The organism is Sphingopyxis sp. 113P3, from assembly GCF_001278035.1.
Lineage (GTDB): Bacteria > Pseudomonadota > Alphaproteobacteria > Sphingomonadales > Sphingomonadaceae > Sphingopyxis.
This window is the reverse complement of the sequence record NZ_CP009452.1, coordinates 2,917,110-2,940,039: the sequence shown is the minus strand read 5'-3', so window position 1 is coordinate 2,940,039 and position 22,930 is coordinate 2,917,110. Positions and strand designations below refer to the sequence as shown.

20 protein-coding genes are annotated in these 22,930 nt (G+C 66.2%); 19 read left to right on the top strand and 1 reads right to left on the bottom strand.

Translation table 11 applies throughout. From position 1 onward, the window contains the following. Nucleotides 1–21 precede the first annotated feature (21 nt). Nucleotides 22–765 carry a 3-oxoacyl-[acyl-carrier-protein] reductase gene (gene fabG / locus LH20_RS14300; RefSeq protein ID WP_053554797.1) on the top strand — a complete coding sequence of 248 codons (744 nt, stop codon included), beginning with the start codon at nt 22–24 and terminating at the stop codon, nt 763–765. Between the two features lie 61 nt (nt 766–826). On the opposite strand, the gene LH20_RS14295 is transcribed toward fabG, so the two are convergent. Next, on the bottom strand, nt 827–2,944 hold the full coding sequence (locus LH20_RS14295; RefSeq protein ID WP_053554796.1) for a TonB-dependent receptor: 2,118 nt from the start codon (nt 2,942–2,944) through the stop codon (nt 827–829). A 195-nt stretch (nt 2,945–3,139) separates the two neighbouring features. Here LH20_RS14295 and LH20_RS14290 point away from each other — a divergent pair, with 195 nt between their 5' ends. The 18 genes from LH20_RS14290 to ftsA all read left to right on the top strand — a co-directional run bounded on the left by LH20_RS14290 (nt 3,140) and on the right by ftsA (nt 22,915). Next, nucleotides 3,140–4,120, top strand: coding sequence for a cysteine synthase A (locus LH20_RS14290; RefSeq protein ID WP_053554795.1), 981 nt, complete (start codon nt 3,140–3,142; stop codon nt 4,118–4,120). Continuing rightward, a complete protein-coding gene (locus LH20_RS14285) occupies nt 4,117–4,494 on the top strand; it encodes a hypothetical protein (protein WP_053554794.1) in 378 nt (125 codons plus the stop codon). The genes LH20_RS14290 and LH20_RS14285 overlap by 4 nt, the downstream gene beginning before the upstream one ends. Next, nucleotides 4,491–5,639, top strand: coding sequence for a hypothetical protein (locus LH20_RS14280; protein ID WP_053554793.1), 1,149 nt, complete (start codon nt 4,491–4,493; stop codon nt 5,637–5,639). Before LH20_RS14285 ends, LH20_RS14280 begins: the two co-directional genes overlap by 4 nt. 428 nt (nt 5,640–6,067) lie before the next feature. After that, nucleotides 6,068–6,568, top strand: coding sequence for a division/cell wall cluster transcriptional repressor MraZ (locus LH20_RS14275; RefSeq protein WP_053554792.1), 501 nt, complete (start codon nt 6,068–6,070; stop codon nt 6,566–6,568). Beyond that, on the top strand, nt 6,565–7,545 hold the full coding sequence (gene rsmH / locus LH20_RS14270) for a 16S rRNA (cytosine(1402)-N(4))-methyltransferase RsmH (RefSeq protein ID WP_053554791.1): 981 nt from the start codon (nt 6,565–6,567) through the stop codon (nt 7,543–7,545). The genes LH20_RS14275 and rsmH overlap by 4 nt, the downstream gene beginning before the upstream one ends. Beyond that, nucleotides 7,539–8,177 (top strand): hypothetical protein, encoded by a 639-nt coding sequence (locus LH20_RS14265; protein WP_053554790.1) that lies wholly within the window; start codon nt 7,539–7,541, stop codon nt 8,175–8,177. The genes rsmH and LH20_RS14265 overlap by 7 nt, the downstream gene beginning before the upstream one ends. A gap of 6 nt (nt 8,178–8,183) precedes the next feature. Further along, nucleotides 8,184–9,878 (top strand): peptidoglycan D,D-transpeptidase FtsI family protein, encoded by a 1,695-nt coding sequence (locus tag LH20_RS14260; RefSeq protein ID WP_053554789.1) that lies wholly within the window; start codon nt 8,184–8,186, stop codon nt 9,876–9,878. Next, on the top strand, nt 9,878–11,317 hold the full coding sequence (locus LH20_RS14255; RefSeq protein ID WP_053554788.1) for a UDP-N-acetylmuramoyl-L-alanyl-D-glutamate--2,6-diaminopimelate ligase: 1,440 nt from the start codon (nt 9,878–9,880) through the stop codon (nt 11,315–11,317). Before LH20_RS14260 ends, LH20_RS14255 begins: the two co-directional genes overlap by 1 nt. After that, nucleotides 11,314–12,690 (top strand): UDP-N-acetylmuramoyl-tripeptide--D-alanyl-D-alanine ligase, encoded by a 1,377-nt coding sequence (locus LH20_RS14250; protein WP_053554787.1) that lies wholly within the window; start codon nt 11,314–11,316, stop codon nt 12,688–12,690. Before LH20_RS14255 ends, LH20_RS14250 begins: the two co-directional genes overlap by 4 nt. Further along, entirely contained in the window at nt 12,690–13,760 is a 1,071-nt protein-coding gene (gene mraY, locus LH20_RS14245) for a phospho-N-acetylmuramoyl-pentapeptide-transferase (RefSeq protein WP_053554786.1), read from the top strand. The genes LH20_RS14250 and mraY overlap by 1 nt, the downstream gene beginning before the upstream one ends. Next, nucleotides 13,757–15,061, top strand: a complete 1,305-nt coding sequence (gene murD / locus LH20_RS14240) for a UDP-N-acetylmuramoyl-L-alanine--D-glutamate ligase (RefSeq protein ID WP_053554785.1) — start codon at nt 13,757–13,759, stop codon at nt 15,059–15,061. Before mraY ends, murD begins: the two co-directional genes overlap by 4 nt. Next, nucleotides 15,058–16,290: an FtsW/RodA/SpoVE family cell cycle protein gene (locus LH20_RS14235; RefSeq protein WP_442800435.1), complete on the top strand. Its 1,233-nt coding sequence runs from the start codon at nt 15,058–15,060 to the stop codon at nt 16,288–16,290. The genes murD and LH20_RS14235 overlap by 4 nt, the downstream gene beginning before the upstream one ends. Further along, nucleotides 16,287–17,468 carry an undecaprenyldiphospho-muramoylpentapeptide beta-N-acetylglucosaminyltransferase gene (murG, locus tag LH20_RS14230; protein WP_053554784.1) on the top strand — a complete coding sequence of 394 codons (1,182 nt, stop codon included), beginning with the start codon at nt 16,287–16,289 and terminating at the stop codon, nt 17,466–17,468. Before LH20_RS14235 ends, murG begins: the two co-directional genes overlap by 4 nt. After that, nucleotides 17,468–18,898, top strand: a complete 1,431-nt coding sequence (gene murC / locus LH20_RS14225) for a UDP-N-acetylmuramate--L-alanine ligase (RefSeq protein WP_053554783.1) — start codon at nt 17,468–17,470, stop codon at nt 18,896–18,898. The genes murG and murC overlap by 1 nt, the downstream gene beginning before the upstream one ends. Continuing rightward, a complete protein-coding gene (gene murB, locus LH20_RS14220) occupies nt 18,895–19,791 on the top strand; it encodes a UDP-N-acetylmuramate dehydrogenase (RefSeq protein WP_053554782.1) in 897 nt (298 codons plus the stop codon). The genes murC and murB overlap by 4 nt, the downstream gene beginning before the upstream one ends. Beyond that, complete coding sequence (locus LH20_RS14215) at nt 19,788–20,711, top strand: D-alanine--D-alanine ligase (protein WP_053554781.1); 924 nt, start codon at nt 19,788–19,790, stop codon at nt 20,709–20,711. The genes murB and LH20_RS14215 overlap by 4 nt, the downstream gene beginning before the upstream one ends. Beyond that, complete coding sequence (locus LH20_RS14210) at nt 20,708–21,646, top strand: cell division protein FtsQ/DivIB (protein WP_053554780.1); 939 nt, start codon at nt 20,708–20,710, stop codon at nt 21,644–21,646. The genes LH20_RS14215 and LH20_RS14210 overlap by 4 nt, the downstream gene beginning before the upstream one ends. Before the next feature lie 12 nt (nt 21,647–21,658). Then, nucleotides 21,659–22,915: a cell division protein FtsA gene (gene ftsA / locus LH20_RS14205; RefSeq protein ID WP_053554779.1), complete on the top strand. Its 1,257-nt coding sequence runs from the start codon at nt 21,659–21,661 to the stop codon at nt 22,913–22,915. Nucleotides 22,916–22,930 lie beyond the last annotated feature (15 nt).

The following is a 22,930-nucleotide window of genomic DNA, read 5'->3' as shown; positions in this document are numbered from 1 at the left end:
TTTCGCTTTCAGGAGAGTAGAATGTTCGATCTTACCGGCATGACCGCCCTCGTTACCGGTGCTTCGGGCGGCATCGGGTCCGCGATCGCTGCCGCGCTCGCGGCGCAAGGCGCCCGGCTCGCGGTGTCGGGGTCCAATGCCGACAAGCTCAATGCCTTTCGCGATACGCTTGGCGGGGATCATGTGGCGCTGCCTTGCGATCTCGGCGCCGCCGCCGCGGTCGATGCGCTGGTGCCTTCGGCGCTCGACGCGCTGGGCGGAACGCTCGACATCCTCGTCAACAATGCCGGCGTGACGCGCGACAATCTGATCCTGCGGATGAAGGACGAGGAATGGTCGGATGTCATCCGCATCAACCTTGAGGCCAATTTCCGTCTGGCGCGCGCCGCAGCCAAGCCGATGATGAAGGCGCGCTTCGGGCGCATCATCTCGATCACCAGCGTCGTCGGCGCGACGGGCAACCCCGGGCAAGCCAATTATGCTGCGTCGAAGGCCGGCGTCACCGGCATGACCAAGGCGCTCGCGCAGGAGCTTGCGAGCCGGAATGTGACCGTCAACTGCGTCGCTCCCGGATTTATCGCGACCGCGATGACCGAAGTTCTCCCCGACGCGCAGAAGGAAGCGCTCAACCAGCGTATTCCCGCGGGCCGGATGGGCGAGGGCAGCGACATCGCCGCCGCGGTCGTCTATCTCGCCTCGAAGGAGGCCGGATATGTGACTGGCCAGACCATCCATGTGAACGGCGGGATGGCGATGCTCTCCTGAATGCGAACGGACCGGGTCCGGCCAGGCCGGACCCGGTCCCCGGGGGCGAGCCGAGGAGGGGTCAGAAGCTCGCCCGCGCCGTGAGACGGAAATCGCGCCCCGCAAGCGGCACATAATCCTTGGTGAAGCTTGCATGGCGGCGCGCCTCGACGTCGAAGATATTGTTCGCCGACAGGCTGAGTGTCAGATTCTGTGCGTCGGGAAGAGGGCGCCAGCTCAGCGATGCATTGACGAGCGTGAAGCCCTTGGTCGTGGTTTCAAATTGCGCGACCCGGCGCTGACGATCGGTCCACTCGGCCTCAATCCGCGCATCGATCCTATCGCTTTGCGCCTCGATGCCCCCCAGCACGCGCAGGGGAGGTATCCGCGGCACATTGCGGTCGAGCCCGGCGTCCCTGATCCTGGCGCGCGTCATGTCGGCGGTGACGTCGCCGACGATGTTGAACCCGCCGAGCTGCGCGAGCCGCGCGCTCGCTTCGGCCTCGAACCCCCAGACTTGCGCCTCGCGCTGGAAATACTGGAAGACGGGCAGCTCATCCTTTTCGGCGCCGGTTGCCGCTGAATAGATGAAATTGTCGAACCAGTTCGCATAGCCGGTCAGGCTGAGATTGAAGGCGCCCGTCTCGAGCTTGAACGAGGCTTCGGCGCCCCAGTTCGATTCGCTCTTGAGGTCGGGGCTGCCGAGCTCGAAGCTCTGGGTTGCGATGTGCGGGCCGTTCGACAAAAGCTCCTCGGCTGACGGCGCGCGCATGGCGCGGGACGCTGAAAGTCCGAGCTTTGCGCCCTCGAAAATGTCATAGGTGAGACCGAGCGCCCCCGAGAAACTGCCGAAGCTTCGTTCAAATCCCAGCGCCGGCGAACGGACACTGGTCTTCTCATAGCGAGCCGCTGCCTCAAGCCCGAGCGGACCCGCGCTATATTCCTGCAGCGTGAACAGCGCGAACTGCTCGGTGAGGTTGCGCGGCACGAAAGCCTCCGCGCCGATCGCGTCGAGATCGCGGTGGCTATACTGAATGCCGCTCGCGCCGCGCCACCCGCCGCGGTCGCCCTGCGCCAGTTCGAGCCGGCCTTCGACACCCTGATTGGTGAAGATGGTACCGACTTCGTCGCCCTCGAACTCGGTGTGCCTGTAGTCGGCAAAGCCTGCACGGATGCGCAGCTTGTCGAAGAAGCCCTCGCCCAGTTCCACTTCGCCGCGCAGGTCTGCGCGCCATTGCTTCATGCCGATGGTGACGGGGCCTTCGCCATGGTCGTGGCCGCCGTCTTCGTCTTCGCCTTGATGAGCGTGGGCGGTGGCGGGGCGCTCGGGGACGCCGTAGCGGGTATCGAAATAGCCAAGGGAAATACCAAGCTGCCCGCCATCGTTGATGAGCGCCAGCCCGCCGCCTGCGGTCCAGGTCCGGCTTTGCGTATTGTCGATCCTGCCGCGCCTTTCCGCCTCTGCCCTTCGCTCGGCGGCTTCGCCCGCGTGTCCCTCCTCGAGCTCTTCGCCGGCAAGTTCAAGCAGAGCGCTGCGAATGCCCGGCGCGTAGATGAAGCCGCCGCTCCGCATGTCACCCGTCTTGCGCCAGCTCGCGTCGACGTGTGCGACGATCTGCGAGGTGAGTGCGACGTCGATCGAACTGCCGATATTCCGGTCATCCGCCGCACTCGCATAGCCGCCGATCGCGTCGACATGGACGTGGTCGGCGGGCACTTTGCGCGGAATTCTGCGGTCGAACAGGTTGACCGCCCCGCCGATGGCCTGGCTGCCGAACAGAAGGACAGCAGGCCCGCGCAGGATCTCGACGCGCTCCACGGTCAGCGGGTCGACGGTCACTGCATGGTCGGCGGACGTGTTCGAGGCGTCGATCGACCCGATTCCGTCGGTCAGAACCTTGACGCGCTCGCCTGAAAAGCCGCGAAGGACCGGGCGCGAGGCGCCGGGCGAGAAGCTGGTGGCAGACACGCCGGGTTGCCGCGTGAGCGTGTCGCCAATCTGTCCGCGAATGTCGCGCGCGAGCTTGTCGCCTTCGAGCACCGATACATTGCCGAGAATGTCGAGACTGCGAACATAGGGCGCGGTGACGACAATCGCGTCGCCCGTATGAACATCGTCATCGATCCCGTTCTCCTGCGCAAAAGCGGGAGCCGAGAGGATGAAGCCAAGCGTAAGAAGCGAGGAGGGGAGAAGGCGCATGCGGTAAGGATTCCTGTTTATTGGCTTTCGCTGGGAGTGCCCAGTAATGATATAATGTTACAATCGCAACCCCTTCGTTTGCATTTGATCCGGCGTTCGTCGCTGCTGGCGTGGCGCTCGTCGACAAAGGCCGGTCTCGCCAGGGGCAAGCGAAGCTGTCTTGCGATGGCTCGGGTGCGGGCTTAGATCAGGGACATGATCATAGCGGAAAACAGCCTGGACCTGATCGGTCACACGCCGCTGGTGCTCCTCAAGGGACCGAGCGAAGCGACCGGATGCGAAATCTGGGGCAAGTGCGAATATGCGAATCCGGGCGGATCGGTAAAGGATCGCGCTGCCCTTTATATCGTGCGCGACGCCGAAGCGAACGGAAGCCTGCGGCCCGGCGGGACGATCGTCGAGGGGACGGCGGGGAACACGGGCATCGGCCTTGCGCTCGTTGCCAACGCGCTTGGCTACAAGACGATCATCGTCATGCCCGACAATCAGAGCGCCGAGAAGATGGCGACGATCCGCGCGCTTGGCGCCGAACTCGTCCTTGTGCCGCCCGCGCCCTTCGCGAACCCTGGTCACTTCGTTCACACCTCGCGCCGCATCGCCGAGGAAACCGACAATGCGATCTGGGCCAACCAGTTCGATAATATCGCCAACCGCAAGGCGCATATCTTCGGCACGGCTGAGGAAATATGGGAGCAGATGGGCGGGCGCATCGACGGCTTCACCTGCGCTGCCGGGACCGGCGGAACCATTGCCGGCACGGGGCTCGGGCTGAAGGCCAAGGATGAAAGGATTACCGTTGCGCTCACCGATCCGCACGGGGCGGGCCTTTACAACTATTACAAGTGCGGCGAACTGAAGCCTGAGGGATCGAGCGTCGCCGAGGGAATCGGCCAGAACCGCATCACCGCCAATCTCGAAGGCGCGCCGATCGATACGCAATTTCGCATTTCCGATGCAGAAGGGCTCGCTGTCGTGCGGCAACTGCTCGACGAAGAGGGGCTGTGCCTTGGCCTTTCGTCGGGCATCAACGTCGCGGGCGCCATGGCCCTTGCACGCCAGCTCGGTCCTGGCAAGCGCATCGCAACCATTCTATGCGACAGCGGGTTTCGCTATCTCTCGACGCTCTACAATCCCGAGTGGCTGGCGAGCAAGGGACTGGCGGAGGTTCAGGCGTGAAGCGAACGGGCACTTTGGCCGAAACCCCCGCGAAGGCGCCCGCCGCGGCGGCGACACCCGAACATGACACGGTGCGCCGACTGCAGATTGGCATTGCGGGCCTCCTCATCGTGCTGCTGCTCGTCGGTCTCGCCGGACTGATCGGCGAGCGGGCCCGCGAAAAGGCGGCCGCCGACGCGCCCGTCTCCACCGAAGTCAAGATGCCGGGCGAGCCCTCGAAGGCGCCGAGCGCGCCGCTGGAGGAACTCGGCGTCCAGCCCGTGTCGAAGGACGAAAATGAAGCGGTTTCGGTGAAGGTGCCGCAGACCGTTCCGACCGTTCCCGACCTGCAGCCCGACCCCGAATTGCAGCGCGCGCGACAAGCCAAGCAGTGATCGCGCGCCTGCGCCCGCTTTGCATTGCGGCGCTCCTTCTCCTGCTGACCTGGTTTGCAGGCGGCCAGCGCGCGCTCGGCCGGGTTGATCCGGCGCTGGCGGTGCCGCTCCTTCCCTTGCCGATGCTGCTGCTCGCCTGGTGGCAGCGCGGGGATCCGCCGGGCCTGCAGAAACGCACGATCATTGCGGTGCTGCTGGCCATCGCGGTCGGGCAGGGCACGCTCGCCGCGATGCTGGCCGGGCGTTCTGGATGGGAACAGATCGCGCTTGTTCTTGCCGCAAGCTGCGTAGCCAGCGTCTTGTTCGGGGCGACCCTGCGGCGGCGCAAATGGGGACGCACCCTTCGGGTCCTGGTCGCAGCGTTCGTGGTGATCGTCTGGTTTGTCGCCGGCCATGCGCTCCTTGCGCGCCTCTACCGCGCGCCCGCGCCCGCGGCGGACGCGGTGGTCGTCACCATGCTGACCGGCCTGCCGCTCCGCTGGGCAGGAGATGATTTGCCAGAGATGATCGCGGCCGGCGCGCAGGACGATCCAGCACTTGCACGCATTGAAGCGGACGGGCCGGTCCTGCTTGTCGACAGTCTCGCCGACCATGTGCCGCCGCCGGGCGGCACCCTTCTTCTTGCGCACCCGCGCGCGCTCGCCCCGCGCGAGCTTGTCGCGGTCGATGCCTTCGTGCGCGGGGGCGGCCGCGCGGTGATCCTCGCCGACGCGCTCTCGGGCTGGCCCGCGCGCTACCCGCTCGGCGATCCGCGCAACCCGCCGGTCACCAGCCTGCTGACGCCCCTGCTCGATCATTGGGACATAACGCTGGGCGCGGCGCCCGTCGGCGAGCGAGCAGCGCAGGCCCATGATGTGGACGGCCGCCGGCTCCGGCTTTTCAGCGCCGGGCGCTTTGAACACCTTCCACCCGGCTGCAAGCCATTTGCAGGAGCGCGCATCGCGCACTGCCCGATCGGCGCGGGCGAGGCGTGGCTGGTCGGCGATGCGGACCTGCTTTTTGCGCCCTTGTGGGCGCCAGCGGTGCCCGGTGCAGACCATCTGCGGCGCGCCGACACGATGGAATGGCTGGGCGCGCGGCTGCGCGGGAAGGGCGCGGCCAGCGCGCTGCTCCATCCGATCTGGACCCGGTCGCCTCGGCCCTGAGATTCCTTTTCGCTCCCCTGGCGTCATGGAGGCGCCGCATCGTGCAGGCGCGCATCGCGCGGCCTCTTCTTCAGTCTCGTAGAGGCGAAAACCTGGCTGCGCTCGCTGACAAGGTCCCTCGAGCGGGCCCTCGCGCAAATTTGATTGTGCGCCTTCGCGCCGCCCATCCAGCCTCGATCCGCTCGGCCCCGGCGCGGCGGCGCCCAACCTGAATGATCCCTTCGTGCCCCCATTTCGATGCGTTTTTGTGGCAAAACGGGGCTCAATTCCCTAATTCACCCTAATTTTCCCCTTTCCACCCCGATCCATAGTTGGTAGGCAGGAATCGGAGAGGGGCAATCTCCGCCTGAGTCTTTCGCTTCGGAATCCTGCGATTCCGGCGACAGGGAAGTATTGCCCGGTGGCGCGAGGAAACGGGGGCGACAGCGATGGCGATTGTGACGCCCGGCCGATACTCGGGCACCAATTTCGCCGCGATCGACGGCAAGGGACGCATCGCCGTGCCCTCGCAATTCCGCAACAATGTGCCCCTCAATGCGGATGGTCAGCGCGTGCTGTGGGTGGGTTTCCACGAGAAACTGCCCTGCCTGGTCGCTTATGGACACGACCAATATGATCGCCTCTCGGAAGAGATCGAGCGCGATCGCGCGGCGGCGCTCGCGCGCAATCTCGACTTTGACGAGGATGAGGCGTTCAAGCAGCGCTTCAGCTATACCGAGGCCTATACGCTCGACGACAGCGGGCGCTTCCTTCCCAATTTCACCGCGCGAGACCGCGTCGGCGACGCCGGCGCAACTGCCTTTGTGGGATCAGGACGGCGCTTCGAGATCTGGTGGCTGCCGACACTTGCTGAATGCGCCGAGGCCGATCCCGTGCTCCGGCGTCTCGCTGCCAATTGGGCCGAGACGAAAGGGAAGGGACGCAAATGAGCGAGCTTCCCCGCGATCCCCGCCACGATCCCGTGCTCCGCGACGAGGTGATCGCCGCGCTGGCGATCGCGCCCGGCGAGCGCCACGTCGATGCAACCTTCGGTGCCGGTGGCTACACCCGGGCGATGCTCGCCGCCGGCGCCGCGGTGGTCGCCTGTGACCGCGACCCCGACGCGATCGCGGAGGGGCAGGCGCTCGTCGCCGAGGCGGGCGGCAAGCTCACACTGGTTCACGGGCGCTTTGGCGAGATCGACCGGCTGCTGGGCGAGCACGGGATAGAGGCGGTCGACGGCGTCGTTTTCGACATCGGCGTTTCCTCGATGCAGCTCGACCGCGGCGATCGCGGCTTCTCCTTTCAGAAGGACGGCCCGCTCGACATGCGCATGGCGCAGGAAGGCGAAACTGCCGCCGACTGGCTCAACCGCGCGGACGAAGCCGAGATCGCCGATGTCCTTTACCATTATGGCGACGAACGCCAGTCGCGCCGCGTGGCGCGCGCGATCGTCGCCGCGCGGCCCTTGTCGCGCACCGGCGAACTGGCGAGCGTTATCCGCAAGGCGCTGCGCCATCCTCCCGGGGCTCCCAGGGATCCTGCGACGAAGAGCTTTCAGGCGATCCGCATCCACATCAACGGCGAACTCGATGAGCTGAAGGGGGGTCTCGAGGCGGCCGAGCGGCTGCTGCGCCCAGGCGGCCGCCTTGCGGTGGTCAGCTTCCACAGCACCGAAGATCGGATCGTGAAATCTTTCCTGCGCGAACGCAGCGGTGGCGATGTCCGCGCTTCGCGCCACCGGCCCGCGCTCGCCCCTCCGGCGCGGGCCGCAACTTTCCACCCCCCGGCGCGCAAGGTGCGTCCGGGCAAGGCCGAGGAGGCGCGCAATCCGCGCGCCCGATCGGCCACATTGCGTAGCGCGGTCCGCACTGCCGCTCCCGCCTGGTCGGGCGGCAAGACGACAAAGGAGGCTATCTCATGCTGATGGCGGCTCGCAAGCTCCAGGGAATCGGCCTGGTGCTTCTCGTTCTGATCTTCGCGATGATGCTCTACCCCGTATCGCTCAAGGTGGCGGCGACGCGCAGCGAGCTTGCACAAATCAACAAGCAGATCGCGAGCGCGCGTGACAATATCCGCTACCTTGAATCCGAGCTCGCGGTGCGCGCCTCGATGCGCCAGCTCGAGCAGTGGAATGCGGAAAGCTTCGGCTACTCGGCACCCACCGCCGAACAATATCTCTCGAGCGAACGCCAGCTCGCGTCGCTTGATCGACTGCCGCGCGCGAGCGGCGCCAATGATGTCGCGCCGGTGCTGATGGCGATGGTGAGCCCTGTCGCCGCGCCAGCCGCCGCCGAGCCCGTCCCGGCGCCTGCCGCCGCGCCGGCATCGGTGAAGCCTGCTCCCACAAAGGCAGCGGCGCCGAAGGCGGCAGCGCCCAAGCCGATCCAGCTTGCCCAGGCCGACACCCATGTGGCCGTCCGCACCGATGCGGCGCCGCGCCTGGCGCCGAGCCGCCGGCAGGAGCAGCTGCGGCTGATCGAGGATCAGCTCCTCTCCGATTCGACCCTCGCGGCGCTGAAACGCGGTGCGGCGGCGGAAGCTGCGGGGGGCCGGTAAGGCGCAATGAACACGCTGGTCGTCCGTCCGGCAAGGGTTCGAACCGCGGGGGTGCGGCAGCAGATCCTGCTGACCGCGCAGCAGCGGCTGATGATCCTGATGCTGCTTTTCATGGCGGCCTTTTTCCTCGTTTCGGTGCGGCTTCTCTATTACGCCCTGTTCGACACCGGGACGGGGCACGGATCGGTTTCAACCGCATTCGTGCCGGCGCGCGCCGACATCGTCGACCGCAACGGTGTGCCGCTCGCGCGCACGATCGACGGCTATTCGATCCGGGTCGTGCCTGAAAAGCTGCTCAACGACCCTGAATATCTGGCGAGCGAACTGCATCGCATCTTTCCGGACATGGCGCGCGAGGACCTCCTCGCCAAGCTGACCGGGCCGCGCCCCACCTATATTCGCCGCCGCGCGCTGCCCGACCAGGTGGCCGCCGTAAACGCTATCGGCGAAATCGGCTTCGACTTCCCGCGCGAGAAGGAACGCCTTTATCCGCAGCTCACGCTGGCAGCGCATGTCCTCGGCTTCACCAATGCCGATGGCCAGGGCGTCACGGGGGTCGAGGGCGCGTTCGAGAACCGGTTGACCGACAAGGCGACGCGGGGAGAGCCGCTCGCGCTGTCCATCGACGCACGCGTCCAGGGCGTTCTCGAAAGCGAACTGGGCTCGGCTGTGACCAATTTGGAGGCGGTCGGCGGCGCGGGCATCATCCTCGATGTCCATACAGGCGAAGTGCTGGCGATGACCTCGCTGCCTACCTATAATCCGAACAAGCTGGTCGGCGGCGATATGGCCGCGCGCCGCAACGCGGTGACCTATAATCTTTACGAGCTGGGCTCGACCTTCAAGCCGCTGACCGTCGGCGCGGCCATCGACAATGGCGTCGTGACCAGCATGGCAAAGCGCTACGATGCGACCAAGCCGCTGGCGATAGCAGGCTTCCGGATCCGCGATTCGCATATGATGAATCGCTGGCTCAACGTGCCCGAAACGCTCATCCACAGCTCGAACATCGTCACCGCGCAGATCGGCGACGAACTTGGCCGCGAGAAGATGGAGGAATTGTTCCGCAACCTCGAATTCGACGGGCGCCCGAAAATCGAACTGAAGGAACGCGCCTTCCCGCTGTGGCCGAGAGACTGGGGCCGCGTCACGACGATGACGACGAGCTACGGCCACGGCATCGCGGTGACCCCGCTGCATCTTGCAAGCGCCTATGCTGCGCTGGTGAATGGCGGCATCTACCGCCCCGCAACCGTGCTCAAGCTCGGCGACAAGTCCCCCCCGCAAGGACGCCGCGTGTTCAAGGCATCGACCAGCGCACGGATGCGCCAGCTTTTGCGTCTGATCGTGTCCGACGGCACTGGCCGCAGGGCCGACGCGCCGGGCTTTCGTGTCGGCGGCAAGACGGGAAGCGCTGAAAAGCCGGGCGCGGGCGGCTATCGGCGTCACTCGCTCGTCTCGACCTTTGCCGCCGCCTTCCCAATGGACAATCCGCGCTATGTCGTGCTCGTGATGATCGACGAGCCCAAGGGCAACGCCTTCAGCTTTGGCCAGCGCACCGCGGGTTATACGGCAGCGCCCGTGGTGAAGCAGGTCGTGACGCGCGCGGGCCCGATGCTCGGCGTCTTCCCCGACGAGAGCCGCGATGTCGACGTGTCCGAACTCACTCCGCTGCTCTGGAAGAACGGGAAAGCGGACTGATGCGTCTCGCGGCGCTGATCGACACTCCGGCTCCTCTCAACGCCGACCCCGTGGTCACCGGCCTCGCCATCGACCATCGCAAGGTCGCGCCCGGCACGATCTTTGGCGCCTTCGCGGGTGCGAAATTCAACGGCGAGGATTTCATTCAGGCAGCTGTCGGCGCTGGCGCGATCGCTGTCGTTGCGCGGCCCGAAGCCCGCGTAGAGGGCGCCGTTCACATCGCCGATGCCAACCCCCGCCGGGCCTTTGCCCAGATCGCTGCCCGTTTCTTCCACCGCTTTCCCGCAACCTGCGTCGCGGTCACCGGCACCAACGGCAAGACCTCGACGGTTGAGATGACCCGCCAGCTCTGGCGATTGGCGGGCTTCAACGCCGCCTCGGTCGGTACGCTCGGGATCACGACCTCGAACGAGCGCGCCTCGACCGGGCTCACCACGCCCGACATCGTCACCTTCCTTTCCAACATGTCGGGGCTCGCGGCCGAGGGGGTGACGCATGCGGCGTTCGAGGCCTCGAGCCACGGCCTCGACCAGTATCGCACCGAGGGGCTGCCGGTGAAGGCGGCTGCCTTCACCAATCTCAGCCACGATCATCTCGATTATCATGGCACGATGGAGGCCTATCTCGCCGCCAAGCTCCGGCTCTTTTCGGAGGTGCTCGAGGCGAGCGGAACGGCGGTCGTCTGGACCGACGACGCCTATTCGAAGAGGGTGATCGATGCGGCGCGCGCGCGCGGCGCGGCGCTGATGACGGTGGGCGCCGAAGGCGAGGCGCTTCGCCTGGTGTCGCGCGAGCCGACGCAGCTTGGCCAGTCGCTTGTCATCGCAGCGGGTGATCTCACGCAGAAGGTCAGCCTGCCATTGATTGGAGCCTATCAGGTCGCCAATGCGCTCGTCGCTGCCGGCCTCGTCATCGCGACCGGCGGCGATACGCCCCTCACGCTTGCCAATCTCGCGCGGCTTCAGCCGGTGCGCGGGCGTCTTGAGCGTGCGGCGATCACCCGTGCGGGCGCGCCCGTCTATGTCGACTATGCGCATACCCCTGACGCAATCGAGGCTGCGCTCGACGCGCTACGCCCGCATGCGCGCGGCCGGCTGATCCTGGTTTTCGGCGCCGGCGGCGACCGCGACAAGGACAAACGCCCTGAAATGGGCCGGATCGCGGCCCTCAAGGCCGACCACCTGATCATCACCGACGACAATCCCCGCGGCGAGGATCCCGCGCTGATCCGGGCTGCCATTGCCGAGGCCGCGCCGGGGGCCGAGGTGATCGGCGACCGCCGCGCCGCGATTGCCGCCGCGGTCGCTGCGGCGCGCGCCGAAGACATTGTCTGCATTGCCGGGAAGGGGCACGAGCAAGGCCAGATCGTGGGAGCAGGCGCCGACATGCGCGTTATCCCCTTCGACGATGTCGCGGTCGCGCGGGAAGTGGCGGCATGACGCCGCTCTGGACCGCGCGTGCGATTGCGGCCGCAACGGGCGGTACGGCGAGCGGTGACTTCACCGTGCAGGGCGTTGCGTTCGACTCGCGCGAAGTCACGAAGGGTGACCTCTTCATCGCCATGAAGGGCGAGGAAACCGACGGCCACAAGTTCATCGACAAGGCGATCGCCGCGGGGGCAGCCGGGATCGTCTGCGAGACCGCGATCGCCCATCCCCACGTCCGCGTCCCCGATAGCGTTGCTGCGCTGAACGCGCTGGGCGCCGCGTCCCGCGCGCGCTGCCATGGCCGGATCATCGGCGTCACGGGCTCGGCGGGCAAGACCGGGACAAAGGAAGCGCTGTTCGCCGCCCTGGACCGTTTCCGTCCTGGCAAGGCGCACCGTTCGGTCAAGAGCTACAATAATCATGTCGGAGTGCCGCTCAGCCTCGCGCGCATGCCTTCGACCGCCGATTACGGCATTTTCGAAATGGGGATGAACCATGCAGGCGAGCTTGCGGCGCTGACCCGCATGGTGCGTCCGCACGTCGCGATCGTGACCACGATCGCGCCGGCGCACATGGAATATTTCGGCAGCGAAGAAGCGATCGCGGATGCGAAGGGCGAAATATTCGAGGGACTCGAGCCCGGCGGCACCGCGATCATTCCCTTCGACAGTCCGCATCACGGCCGGCTGCGCGCAAAGGCGGAGATGCACGCAGCGCATGTCGTGAGCTTCGGTCTCCGCGAAGGCGCCGACGTGCGTGCGGTCGACTGGCTGTCCGATGGACAGGGCGGATCACTGGTCACCGCGCAGGTGCAGGACGCGCTGCTGTGCTTCACAATTGCGCAGGCAGGCGCGCACTGGGTGACCAATGCCCTCGCGGTGCTGGCTGCGGTGAAGGCGGTCGGCGGCGACCTCCCCGCGGCGGGCCTCGCCTTTGCCGAAATGGCAGGCCTTGCCGGACGCGGCGCGCGACATCGCATCGCCGCGGAGGGCGGCACGATCCTCCTCATCGACGAAAGCTACAACGCCAATCCGGCATCGATGGCGGCCACCATCGGTCAGCTCGGGGACGAATCCGCAGGTCGCAAGGTCGCGATTCTCGGCGCGATGAAGGAACTGGGTGCGGGCGGAGAGGCCTATCACGCCGGCCTCGCCGATCCGCTCGTCGCAGCCGGAGTGCAGTTCGCCCTGCTCGTGGGCGAAGAGATGGCGCCGCTCGCCAAAGCACTTGAGGGGCGCATCGATTTCGAGCATGTGCCCGGCCATTCGGCCGCGACCGCGCGGCTCCGGGACGTGATCCGCGCCGGCGACATCGTGCTGGTCAAGGGATCGAACAGTGTCGGCCTGTCGCACGTTGTGACGGCGCTGACCAACGGGGATTATTGATGCTGTACTGGCTGGCGGAATGGCTTGGCTTTCCGGGAGCGCTCAACCTTATTCGCTACCTGAGCTTCCGTTCGGGAGCGGCGGTGGCGACCGCGCTGATCATCGGGCTGTGGATCGGCCCCCGCTTCATCCTGATGCTGCGGATGCGGCAGGGAAAGGGGCAGCCGATCCGCGACGACGGACCGCAGAGTCATCTTGCCAAAAAGGGCACGCCGACGATGGGCGGGCTGATGATCCTCATTGCGCTGATGATCTCGGCGCTGCTCTGGATGGATCTGTCGAACCGTTTCGTCTGGGCGTGCATCTTCGTCTCCGGCGGCTTTGCCGTCGTGGGTTTTCTCGATGATCTCGACAAGGTGACAAAGGCGAGCCACCGCGGGATTCCGGGGCGCGTGAGGCTGCTCCTTGAATTTGCAATCGCCGGCATCGCGGTACTGCTGATTGTCTCGCGGACGGGGACGGACCTCTATCTGCCCTTCTTCAACGACATCTATATCCCCTTGGGCCCGCTCTACTATGTCTTTGCGATGGTGCTGATCGTCGGCTTCGGCAATGCGGTGAACCTGACCGACGGGCTCGACGGGCTCGCGACCTTTCCGGTCCTCATTGCAAGCCTCGCCTTCCTCGTCATCGTCTATCTCTCGGGCAACGCCAAGTTTGCGGGCTATCTTGGCATTCCGCACGTGCCCGGCGCGGGCGAGCTTGCGATTTTTGCCGCCTCGATCATCGGCGCGTGTCTCGCCTTCCTGTGGTTCAACGCGCCTCCTGCCGCCGTGTTCATGGGCGATACCGGCTCCCTGGCCTTGGGCGGCGCGCTCGCGACGATCGCGGTGACCGCGCAGCACGAACTGGTGCTCATCCTTGTCGGCGGGCTCTTCGTCGTTGAGGCGCTCTCGGTAATCATCCAGGTCTTCTGGTACAAAAGGACCGGCAAGCGCGTCTTCCGCATGGCGCCGATCCATCATCATTTCGAACAGCTCGGATGGCCCGAATCCACCGTCGTCATCCGCTTCTGGATCGTCTCGATTGTCCTCGCGCTCGCGGGGCTCGCGACGCTCAAGCTGCGGTGATTACCTCGCGCGCCTTTGCCGGTCGCCGCTATGCGGTGTTGGGACTGGCGCGCTCGGGGCTTGCGACCGTCGAGGCGCTCGTCGCCAGCGGCGCTGGGGTCACTGCCTGGGACATGCGCGAGGACGCGCGCGACGCGGCGATGGCGCTGGGCGCCGACATCGGCGACCCGCTCGAGATCGATCTTGTCGGCTTCGCTGGCGTTGTTGTCTCACCCGGCGTGCCGCTCAACCGCCATCCGATCGCCGCCCATGCCCGCGCGGCGCGGGTTCCGGTGATCGGCGACATCGAACTATTCGCCGAGGCGCGCGCGGATCTTCCCGCGCACCGCGTGGTCGGCATCACCGGCACCAACGGCAAATCGACGGTCACCGCGCTCGTCACCCATATGCTTGAAAGCGCGGGCGTTCCCGCGCTGATGGGGGGTAATATCGGTCTCCCGATCCTCGCCCGCGATCCGCTCCCCGAAGGCGGGGTCTATGTTCTCGAGCTGTCGAGCTATCAGATCGACCTTGCGCACAGTCTCGCTGCAGATGTTGCGGTGCTCACCAACATCACACCCGACCATCTCGACCGCTATGACGATTTTGCAGGCTATGCAGCTTCAAAGGCACGCCTGTTCAGCCTTCAGCACAAGGATCAGGTCGCCATCGTCGCGATCGACGACGACCGGTCGAAGAGTATCGCAAGTCACATCGGTCACCGTCTTTTTCGCGTATCGGCGAAGGACGTCGACCCGGCCGACCAGGCCCGCTGGCCCGCGCTTCAGGGGCCGCATAACGCGCAGAACGCGGTGTGCGCGATCGCGGTGTGCCGCGTGCTGGGGCTCGATGATGCGGCGATAGAAAAGGGGCTCGCGACATATCACGCGCTCCCGCATCGGATGGAATTGGTCGGCGAAGTCGCTGGCGTCCGCTGGTTCAATGACAGCAAGGCGACCAACGCGGCTTCCGCTGCACCGGCGCTGGCGGCGTTTCCGCCGGCGCCGGACCAGCGTCTGCACTGGATCGCTGGCGGACAGGCAAAGGGAGACGGACTCGCGGCGTGCCGTCCCTGGTTCAGCCATGTCAAATGCGCCTATCTGATCGGCGAGGCGATGGAGGGTTTCGCGGGCGAGATCGGCGATGCCATTCCGGTCGACCGCGCCGGCGATCTTGCAACAGCAGTCGCGCATGCAGCAGCGGCGGCCGAGAGCGGGGACATCGTTCTTCTTTCGCCCGCCTGCGCCTCGTTCGACCAGTTCAAGGATTATGAGGCGCGCGGCGACCAGTTTCGTAGCCTCGTGCGGGGGCTTGCCGCATGAACGGGGGGATCGACAATATGGACAGGGCAGGCGAGCGGCCGATCATCGCGACCATGCGCAGCGTCAAGCGCCGCGGGCCGCGCCTCAGCCGGGCCGACCGCACGCCGCTCGGCCTGTGGTTCTGGGAAATAGACCGGGTGCTGCTGCTTCTCGTCTCGATGCTGATTGCGATCGGTCTCGTCGCGGTCGCCGCCGCCTCCCCGGTGGCGGCGCAAAAGCTCTCGACGACCACCGCGAGCCTTGATCCGCTCTATTATTTCTATCGCCAGCTCATGTGGGTGATCGTCGGCGTGCCGGTCATGCTCGGCATCTCGATGCTGCCCAAGGCGCAGGCGCGCCGTTTCGCCATTTATGGCACGCTGACCTTTCTTGCACTGCTCTTCCTCGTCCCGCTTATCGGCACCTCGGTGAACGGCGCGCAGCGCTGGCTCGGGAGCGGCATGTTCCGTCTCCAGCCGTCGGAGTTTCTGAAGCCGTTTTTCGCCGTCTCGCTTGCGTGGGTTCTCTCGCTTCGACTTCACGACCAGAGCCTGCCCGTTGTGCCCCTGTCTTTCGTCCTGACCGGCATCATCGCGGTGCTCCTCATGGGGCAGCCCGACCTGGGGCAGACGATTATCTTTGCGGCGACCTGGTTCGTGCTCGTTGCCGGCCTTTCGATGCGGATCATGGCGGGGCTTGGCGTTGCGGGCCTCATGGGGCTTGTTCTTGCCTATTTCTTCTATCCGGTGGCGCAGCAGCGCATCAACATCTGGCTCTTTGCCGAAGGCGACAGCTTCCAGGTCGACAAGGCCCATGCGACGCTCACCGCCGGCGGGCTCATCGGCACCGGGCCCGGCGCGGGGCTTGCAAAGTTCCAGCTTCCCGAGGCGCATACCGACTACATATTTTCGGTGATCGGCGAGGAGTTCGGGATCATCGCGTGCATCGCGATCGCGGTACTTTATCTTGCGATCATCGTCCGCGTGCTTGTCCGCCTGCTCGATGAGGAAGACAGTTTTCTCATTCTCGCGGTCTGCGGGCTCGTCGCGCAATTCGGCGGCCAGGCGGTGATCAACATGGCGGTGAACACCCAGCTCTTCCCCTCGAAGGGCATGACGCTGCCCTTCATCAGCTATGGCGGCTCGTCGATGCTCGCATTGTCGATCGGCATGGGTTTGCTCTTGTCGCTGACCCGGCGAAACCCCTATGCGGCGCGCGTGTCGATGACCCGCAACTGGAACAGGAAATGACCGCGACCCGCCACTTTCTCCTCGCCGCCGGCGGCACCGGGGGACATATGCTCCCCGCCTATGCGCTGGCAGGCGAATTGATCGCGCGCGGTCACCGCGTCGCGCTCGTGAGCGACGATCGCGGCCTCAAGATTCCCGGCGCTCCCGACGAACTTGAAACCCATGTCCTGCCTGCCGGGCGCGTCGCCGGCGGTCCGGTCGGCTGGATCAAGGCGGCGCTCGCAATCCGCAAGGGGCGCCGGAAGGCGATCGAGCTCATCCGCAACTTCGACCCTGCGGTCGTTGTGGGGTTCGGCGGCTATCCGTCGCTCCCGAGCCTGCTTGCCGCGCGCGCAACCCGGACGCCGAGCATGGTCCACGAACAAAATGCGGTGCTCGGCCGCACCAACCGGCTGATGGCGCCGCGGGTCGATGCCATTGCGGTCGCCTATCGCAACATCCACCGCTTTCCCGCCAAATGCGAGCTGAAACGCCATCTCACGGGCAATCCGGTGCGCGAAGAGATCGTCGCGATCCGCGAAGAAGGTCTGCCGCCGCTGCCCGAGGACGGCATTTTCCGCCTGCTCGTGGTCGGCGGCAGCCTCGGCGCGACGGTCCTGAGCGAGGTGGTGCCAGCCGCGATCGCGATGCTGCCGCGCGCGCTGCTTGACCGCCTGCAAGTGGTCCAGCAGGCGCGCGAGGCCGATCTCGAGGCGGTGCGGGCCAAATATGCCGAGCTCGGCGTTGCGGCCGAATGCGCGCCCTATATCGCCGACTTCCCCGACCGGCTGCGCTGGGCACATCTTGTCATAGCGCGCGCAGGGGCCTCGACGGTGGCCGAACTCGCCTGCGCCGGACGCCCCGCGATCTTCGTCCCCTATCCGCACGCGATGGACGACCACCAAAGCTTCAATGTCGCCGATCTCGTGGAAGCGGGCGGCGCGCAGTCCTTTGCCCAGGCGGACTTTACTCCAGCCAATGTCGCAAAGCAGTTGCAGCGCATGGCACTTGAGCCGGGCGCGATCGAGGCGGCGGCGGAAAATGCCGCGCGCTGCGGCCTGCCCAACGCGACGCGCGATCTTGCCGACCTGGTCGAAAGCTTCGCGCCGCCGCCGCTCATGGACGTCATCCGCGTCGGGGCCAGCGCGAAGCGCGCGGCGGCAAGCGGCGTCGCTGCGGCGCGGCGGGAGGCCCGTTGATGCGCGGCGTTGCGACCGATATCGGCGTCATCCATTTCATCGGCATCGGCGGCATCGGCATGTCGGGTATCGCCGAGGTGATGCACAACCTCGGCTATCAGGTGCAAGGCAGCGACATTGCTGAAAGCTATGTCGTCGAGGGCCTTCGCAAGCGCGGGATCAAGGTCGCGATCGGCCATGCGGCGGAGAATGTGGAGGGAGTGGCGGTTGTCGTCACCTCGACCGCGGTCAAGCGTGGCAACCCCGAGGTCGAGGCCGCGCTCGCCCACCGCATCCCGATCGTCCGCCGCGCCGAGATGCTTGCCGAGCTGATGCGCCTCAAATCGACCGTCGCCATCGCGGGCACGCACGGCAAGACGACTACGACCAGCCTGGTCGCTGCCCTGCTTGATGCGGGAGGGATCGACCCCACGGTCATCAATGGCGGTATCATCAACAATTATGGCTCGAACGCGCGGCTCGGTGCGTCAGACTGGATGGTGGTCGAGGCGGATGAGAGCGACGGCAGTTTCCTGCGTCTCGATGGCACCATCGCGGTCGTCACCAACATCGATCCTGAACATCTCGACCATTATGGGAGCTTTGACGCGATCAAGGCCGCCTTCGTCGAGTTCATCGAGAATGTGCCTTTCTATGGCGCTGCGATGCTCTGTCTTGATCACCCGGAGGTTCAGGCGATCATCCCGCGCATCCGCGACCGACGTATCGTGACCTATGGATTTTCGGCCCAGGCCGATGTGCGCGGTACCAATGTGACGCCGGGCCCCGAGGGCAACCGCTTCGACGTCGTCGTGCGCGACCGCGACGGGGTGAGCCGGACGATCGAGGGCATTCAATTGCCGATGTCGGGACGCCACAATGTCCAGAATGCGCTCGCGGCGATTGCGGTCGCGCTGCACATGGGGGTCAGCGACGAGAAGATCGCCTCGGGCTTCAGCGGGTTTGCCGGGGTCAAGCGACGCTTCACCAAGGTGGGTGAAATTGCAGCGGATGGCGGCGTGATCACGGTTATCGATGATTATGCCCATCATCCGGTGGAGATTCGTGCCGTCCTTTCCGCCGCGCGTGAGGGGGCAGGGGCGGGGCGCGTCATCGCGGTCGTCCAGCCGCATCGCTTCACCCGCCTGCGCGATCACATGGACGAGTTCCAGCAGGCCTTCAACGACGCCGACATGGTTCTCGCGCTTCCCGTCTATGCGGCAGGCGAGGTCCCCATCGAGGAGATATCGTCCGACGTGCTCGTGGCAGGTCTGCGCGACCGCGGCCATCGTCACGCCGCGACCGTCGCGGATGGGGCCGCGCTCGCTGCCGCCGTCGCCGCTGCCCTCCGCTCGGGCACCATCGGTGCGGGCGACCGGATCATCTGCCTTGGCGCGGGCGATATTACCAAGGTCGCGGCCGGTCTCGCGGCCGCGGTGGAGGCGGCATGACCACGGCCGCCATTCCTGCCGTTCGCGGCAAGCTGACCGCAAAGGCCCCGCTTGCGCCGCTCGTCTGGTTCAAGTCCGGCGGCCCTGCCGACTGGCTGTTCGAGCCGAAGGACGCCGACGATCTTGCCGATTTTCTCCGCGAACTCGACCCCTCGGTCCCGGTGATGGCGCTGGGGCTGGGCTCTAACCTCATCGTTCGCGACGGCGGCTTTCCGGGCGTGGTTGTCCGTCTGGGAAAAGCCTTTGCCAAGGTCGAGCCGCTCGATGCCGTGACGCTGCGCTGCGGCGGCGGGGCATCGGGCATTCTCGTCTCCTCGACCGCGCGCGATGCGGGGATTGCGGGACTGGAGTTTCTGCGTTCGATCCCTGGCACCGTCGGCGGCTTTGTCCGCATGAACGGCGGCGCTTATGGCAGCGAGGTCAAGGATATATTGGTCGAGGCCGATATCGTCCTGCGCAACGGGGAGCGCCGTACGCTCGCGCTTGCCGAGCTTGGCTACACCTATCGCCATAGCGAGCTCCCCGAGGGAGCGGTGGTTATCGGGGCGATCTTTCGCGGCCGGCCCGGTGCGCCTGCTGCCATTCAGGCCGAAATGGACCGTATCTCGGCGAGCCGCGAGGCGGCGCAGCCGCTGCGATCGAAAACGGGCGGGTCGACCTTCAAGAACCCCGAGGGGCGCAAGGCCTGGCAGCTCGTCGACGAGGCGGGTTGCCGCGGCCTCAGGATCGGCGGTGCCGAGGTCAGCGACAAGCACACCAATTTCCTCATCAACACCGGCAGCGCGACGAGCGGCGACATCGAGGCGCTCGGCGAGGAAGTTCGCCGCCGGGTCAAGGCGAATAGCGGCATCGAACTGGAATGGGAGATTCAACGCGTGGGGAAGGCGGAATGAGCCGGGGGCCGTGGCATGTCGCTGTCCTGATGGGCGGCTGGTCGGCCGAGCGCGAGGTTTCCTTGATGAGCGGCAATGGCGTCGCTGACGCGCTCGAGGGCCGCGGGCACAAGGTCACGCGTATCGACATGGACCGCGACGTGGCGCGCAAGCTCCAGGACGCGAAGCCCGACATCGTGTTCAATGCCCTTCACGGCGTCCCAGGAGAAGATGGGACGGTACAGGGCATGCTCGATCTCATGGGGATCAAATACACGCACAGCGGGCTCGTCACCTCGGTCATCGCGATCGACAAGGAATTGACGAAGCAGGCGCTGGTGCCGCATGGAATCCCCATGCCGGCGGGGACCATGGTCGAGAGCGAAAGCCTCTTTTCAACCGACCCCTTGCCGCGCCCCTATGTGCTGAAGCCGGTCAACGAAGGGTCGTCGGTCGGGGTCGCGATCGTCCGGGACGACAGCAATTACGGCAATCCCATTGCGCGCGATGCATTGGGGCCGTGGCGCGAGTTCGACCGTCTGCTTGCCGAACCCTTCATCAAGGGGCGCGAGCTGACGGTGGCGGTGCTCGGCGACCAGGCGCTCGGCGTCACCGAACTGCGCGTCAAGTCGGGCTTCTACGATTACGACGCCAAATATACCGACGGGCTTACCGAGCATGTCTGTCCCGCCGACGTGCCCGCGGAGATTTCCGAGCGCATGAAAAGGCTCGCGGTCGAGGCGCATCGCCTGCTCGGCTGCAAGGGCGCCTCGCGCTCCGATTTCCGCTGGGATGACGAGCAGGGCCTTGCCGGCATCTTCCTGCTCGAGGTCAATACCCAGCCGGGCATGACCCCGCTCAGCCTCGTCCCTGAACAGGCCCGGGCTATCGGCATGGACTATGCCGAACTCGTCGAACGCATCGTGGAGGAAGCGTTATGAGCAGCACGCGGATCAAGCGCGCCAAGGCGCCGCCGCGCCGCCCCGCACGCGCACCGAAGAAGCGCCGGACGGTCAAGACCTCGCGCATCGACGCGATCATCAATGCGCTGCCGATCAGCCCGCAGACGCTGCAGCGCACCGCGAACTGGATGATCGGCCTCAGCCTCGCCGGCGTCCTTGCGCTTGCCGGGCACGCGACGGGGGTCACGGCGAAAGTTCAGGAGGAATGGGCGCAGGCGGTCGGCCGCGCAGGGTTTCAGGTCAAGAAAGTCGAGGTCGTCGGCGCCGAGCGGATCGACCGGCTCAAGGTCTATGACATCGCTCTTGCGCAAAAGGACCGCTCGATGGCCGCGGTCGACCTTGAGGATGTTCGCCGCGACCTCATGAAATATGGCTGGATCAAGGATGCCCGCGTGTCGCGCCGGCTGCCCGATACGCTCGTCGTCGACATCGTCGAGCGCACCCCGGCGGCGATCTGGCAGAATGGCGGGCGCCTGTCACTGATCGACGAGAAGGGCGTTGTGCTCGAGGCGGTGAGCGTCGCGACGATGCCCGACCTCCCGCTCGTCATCGGGCCGAAGGCGAACCAGCGCTCGCAGGATCTTGACCGTCTGCTCGCCGAGGCGAGCAGCCTCAAGGAGTTGCTCGCGGGTGCGACCTGGGTCGGCAATCGCCGTTGGGATCTGCGTTTCCGCAGCGGCGAGACGCTTTCACTTCCGGAGGGCGAGGCCGAGGCGAAAGCGGCGCTGGCCAAGTTCGCACACATGGACGGTGCGAACCGCCTCCTTGGCCGCGGCATATTGCGTTTCGACATGCGCGATCCGGCCAGGTTCGTGCTACGCCTGCCGCATGAGGGTCAGGTGGCGCCCGCGAAGCTCGACGCCGCGCGCGAGGCGGCCGACGCCCTCGCCGTGAGCAATGCCAACGAAGGATAGGGACCCTATAATATGGCGCCGCCGCGCATCGAGAAGATCATCACAGCGCTCGACGTCGGGTCGTGGAAGGTCTGCGCGCTGATCGCGGGCCAGACCGCCGACGGACAACTGCACGTTCTTGGAACCGGCCAGCGCGAGAGCCGCGGCGTCCAGCGCGGCTATGTTGCCGACATGGAACAGACCGAGCATGTCGTGCGCGAGGCGATCGAGCAGGCCGAGCGTATTGCGGGGCTCAACATCGACGATGTCTGGGTCGCCTTTTCGGCAGGCGGTCTTGTGAGCGACGTCGCGCCGATCGAAAGCGAATTGGGCGGTCACCGGATCGAGCAGGAGGATGTCGACGATCTTCTCGCCGCGGGGCGCGCGGGCATCGACCCTGAAGGCCGGATGATCCTCCACGCTCAGCCCGCGCTCTATACGATCGACGGTCTCACCGGCGTCAAGAATCCGATCGGGCTCCACGCCGACCGCCTCGGCGTCGACATCCATATCATCATGGCCGACGGGGCGCCGGTGCGCAACCTCGAGGCGGCGGTGCGGCAGGCGCATCTCGACGTAAACGCGGTGGTGGCATCGCCGATCGCGGCGGGGCTAGCCTGCCTCTCCGACGAAGAACGCGATCTCGGCGTAGCCTTGGTGGAGCTTGGCGCAGCGGTGACGACTGTCTCGCTTTATGCCGGCGGGATGCTCGTCGAAATGGCCTCGCTGCCCTTTGGCGCGAGCGACATCACCGACGATATTGCATCGGCCTTCGGGATTCGGCGGAGCCAGGCGCAGCGGCTCCAGAGCTTCTACGGTTCGGCTTCGGCGAGCCCGCGCGACAATAATGAGATCATCGAGCTCGATCCGGGGGCGCCGGCGGGCAGCGAATCCCCGCGCATCACGCGCGCGCAGCTCGTGTCCGTCATCCGCCAGCGCCTCGACGCGATGATGGGGGAGATCGGGCGGACGCTGAAGGACCTTCATTTCGTCGGTCCGATCGGGCGCCAGGTCGTGCTCGTCGGCGGCGGCGCCGACTTGAAAGGCATTGCCGACTATACGCAAAGCGCGCTCGGCCGCGCCGCGCGCATCGGGCGACCGCGGGGCTTGCACGGCCTGCCCGATGCCCATTCGGGACCGGCTTTCGCGACGCTCGCGGGTCTGGTTCTCTATGCAGCGTCGGATCCGGTCGACCTTCGCGATCTGCCGATGATGGCGCACGATGTCTATCGCCCGAAGGGCGCGTCGATCCTGCAGCGGCTGGTCACGGCATTGAAAAGCAGCTTTTGATAGGCGCGAGGTGAA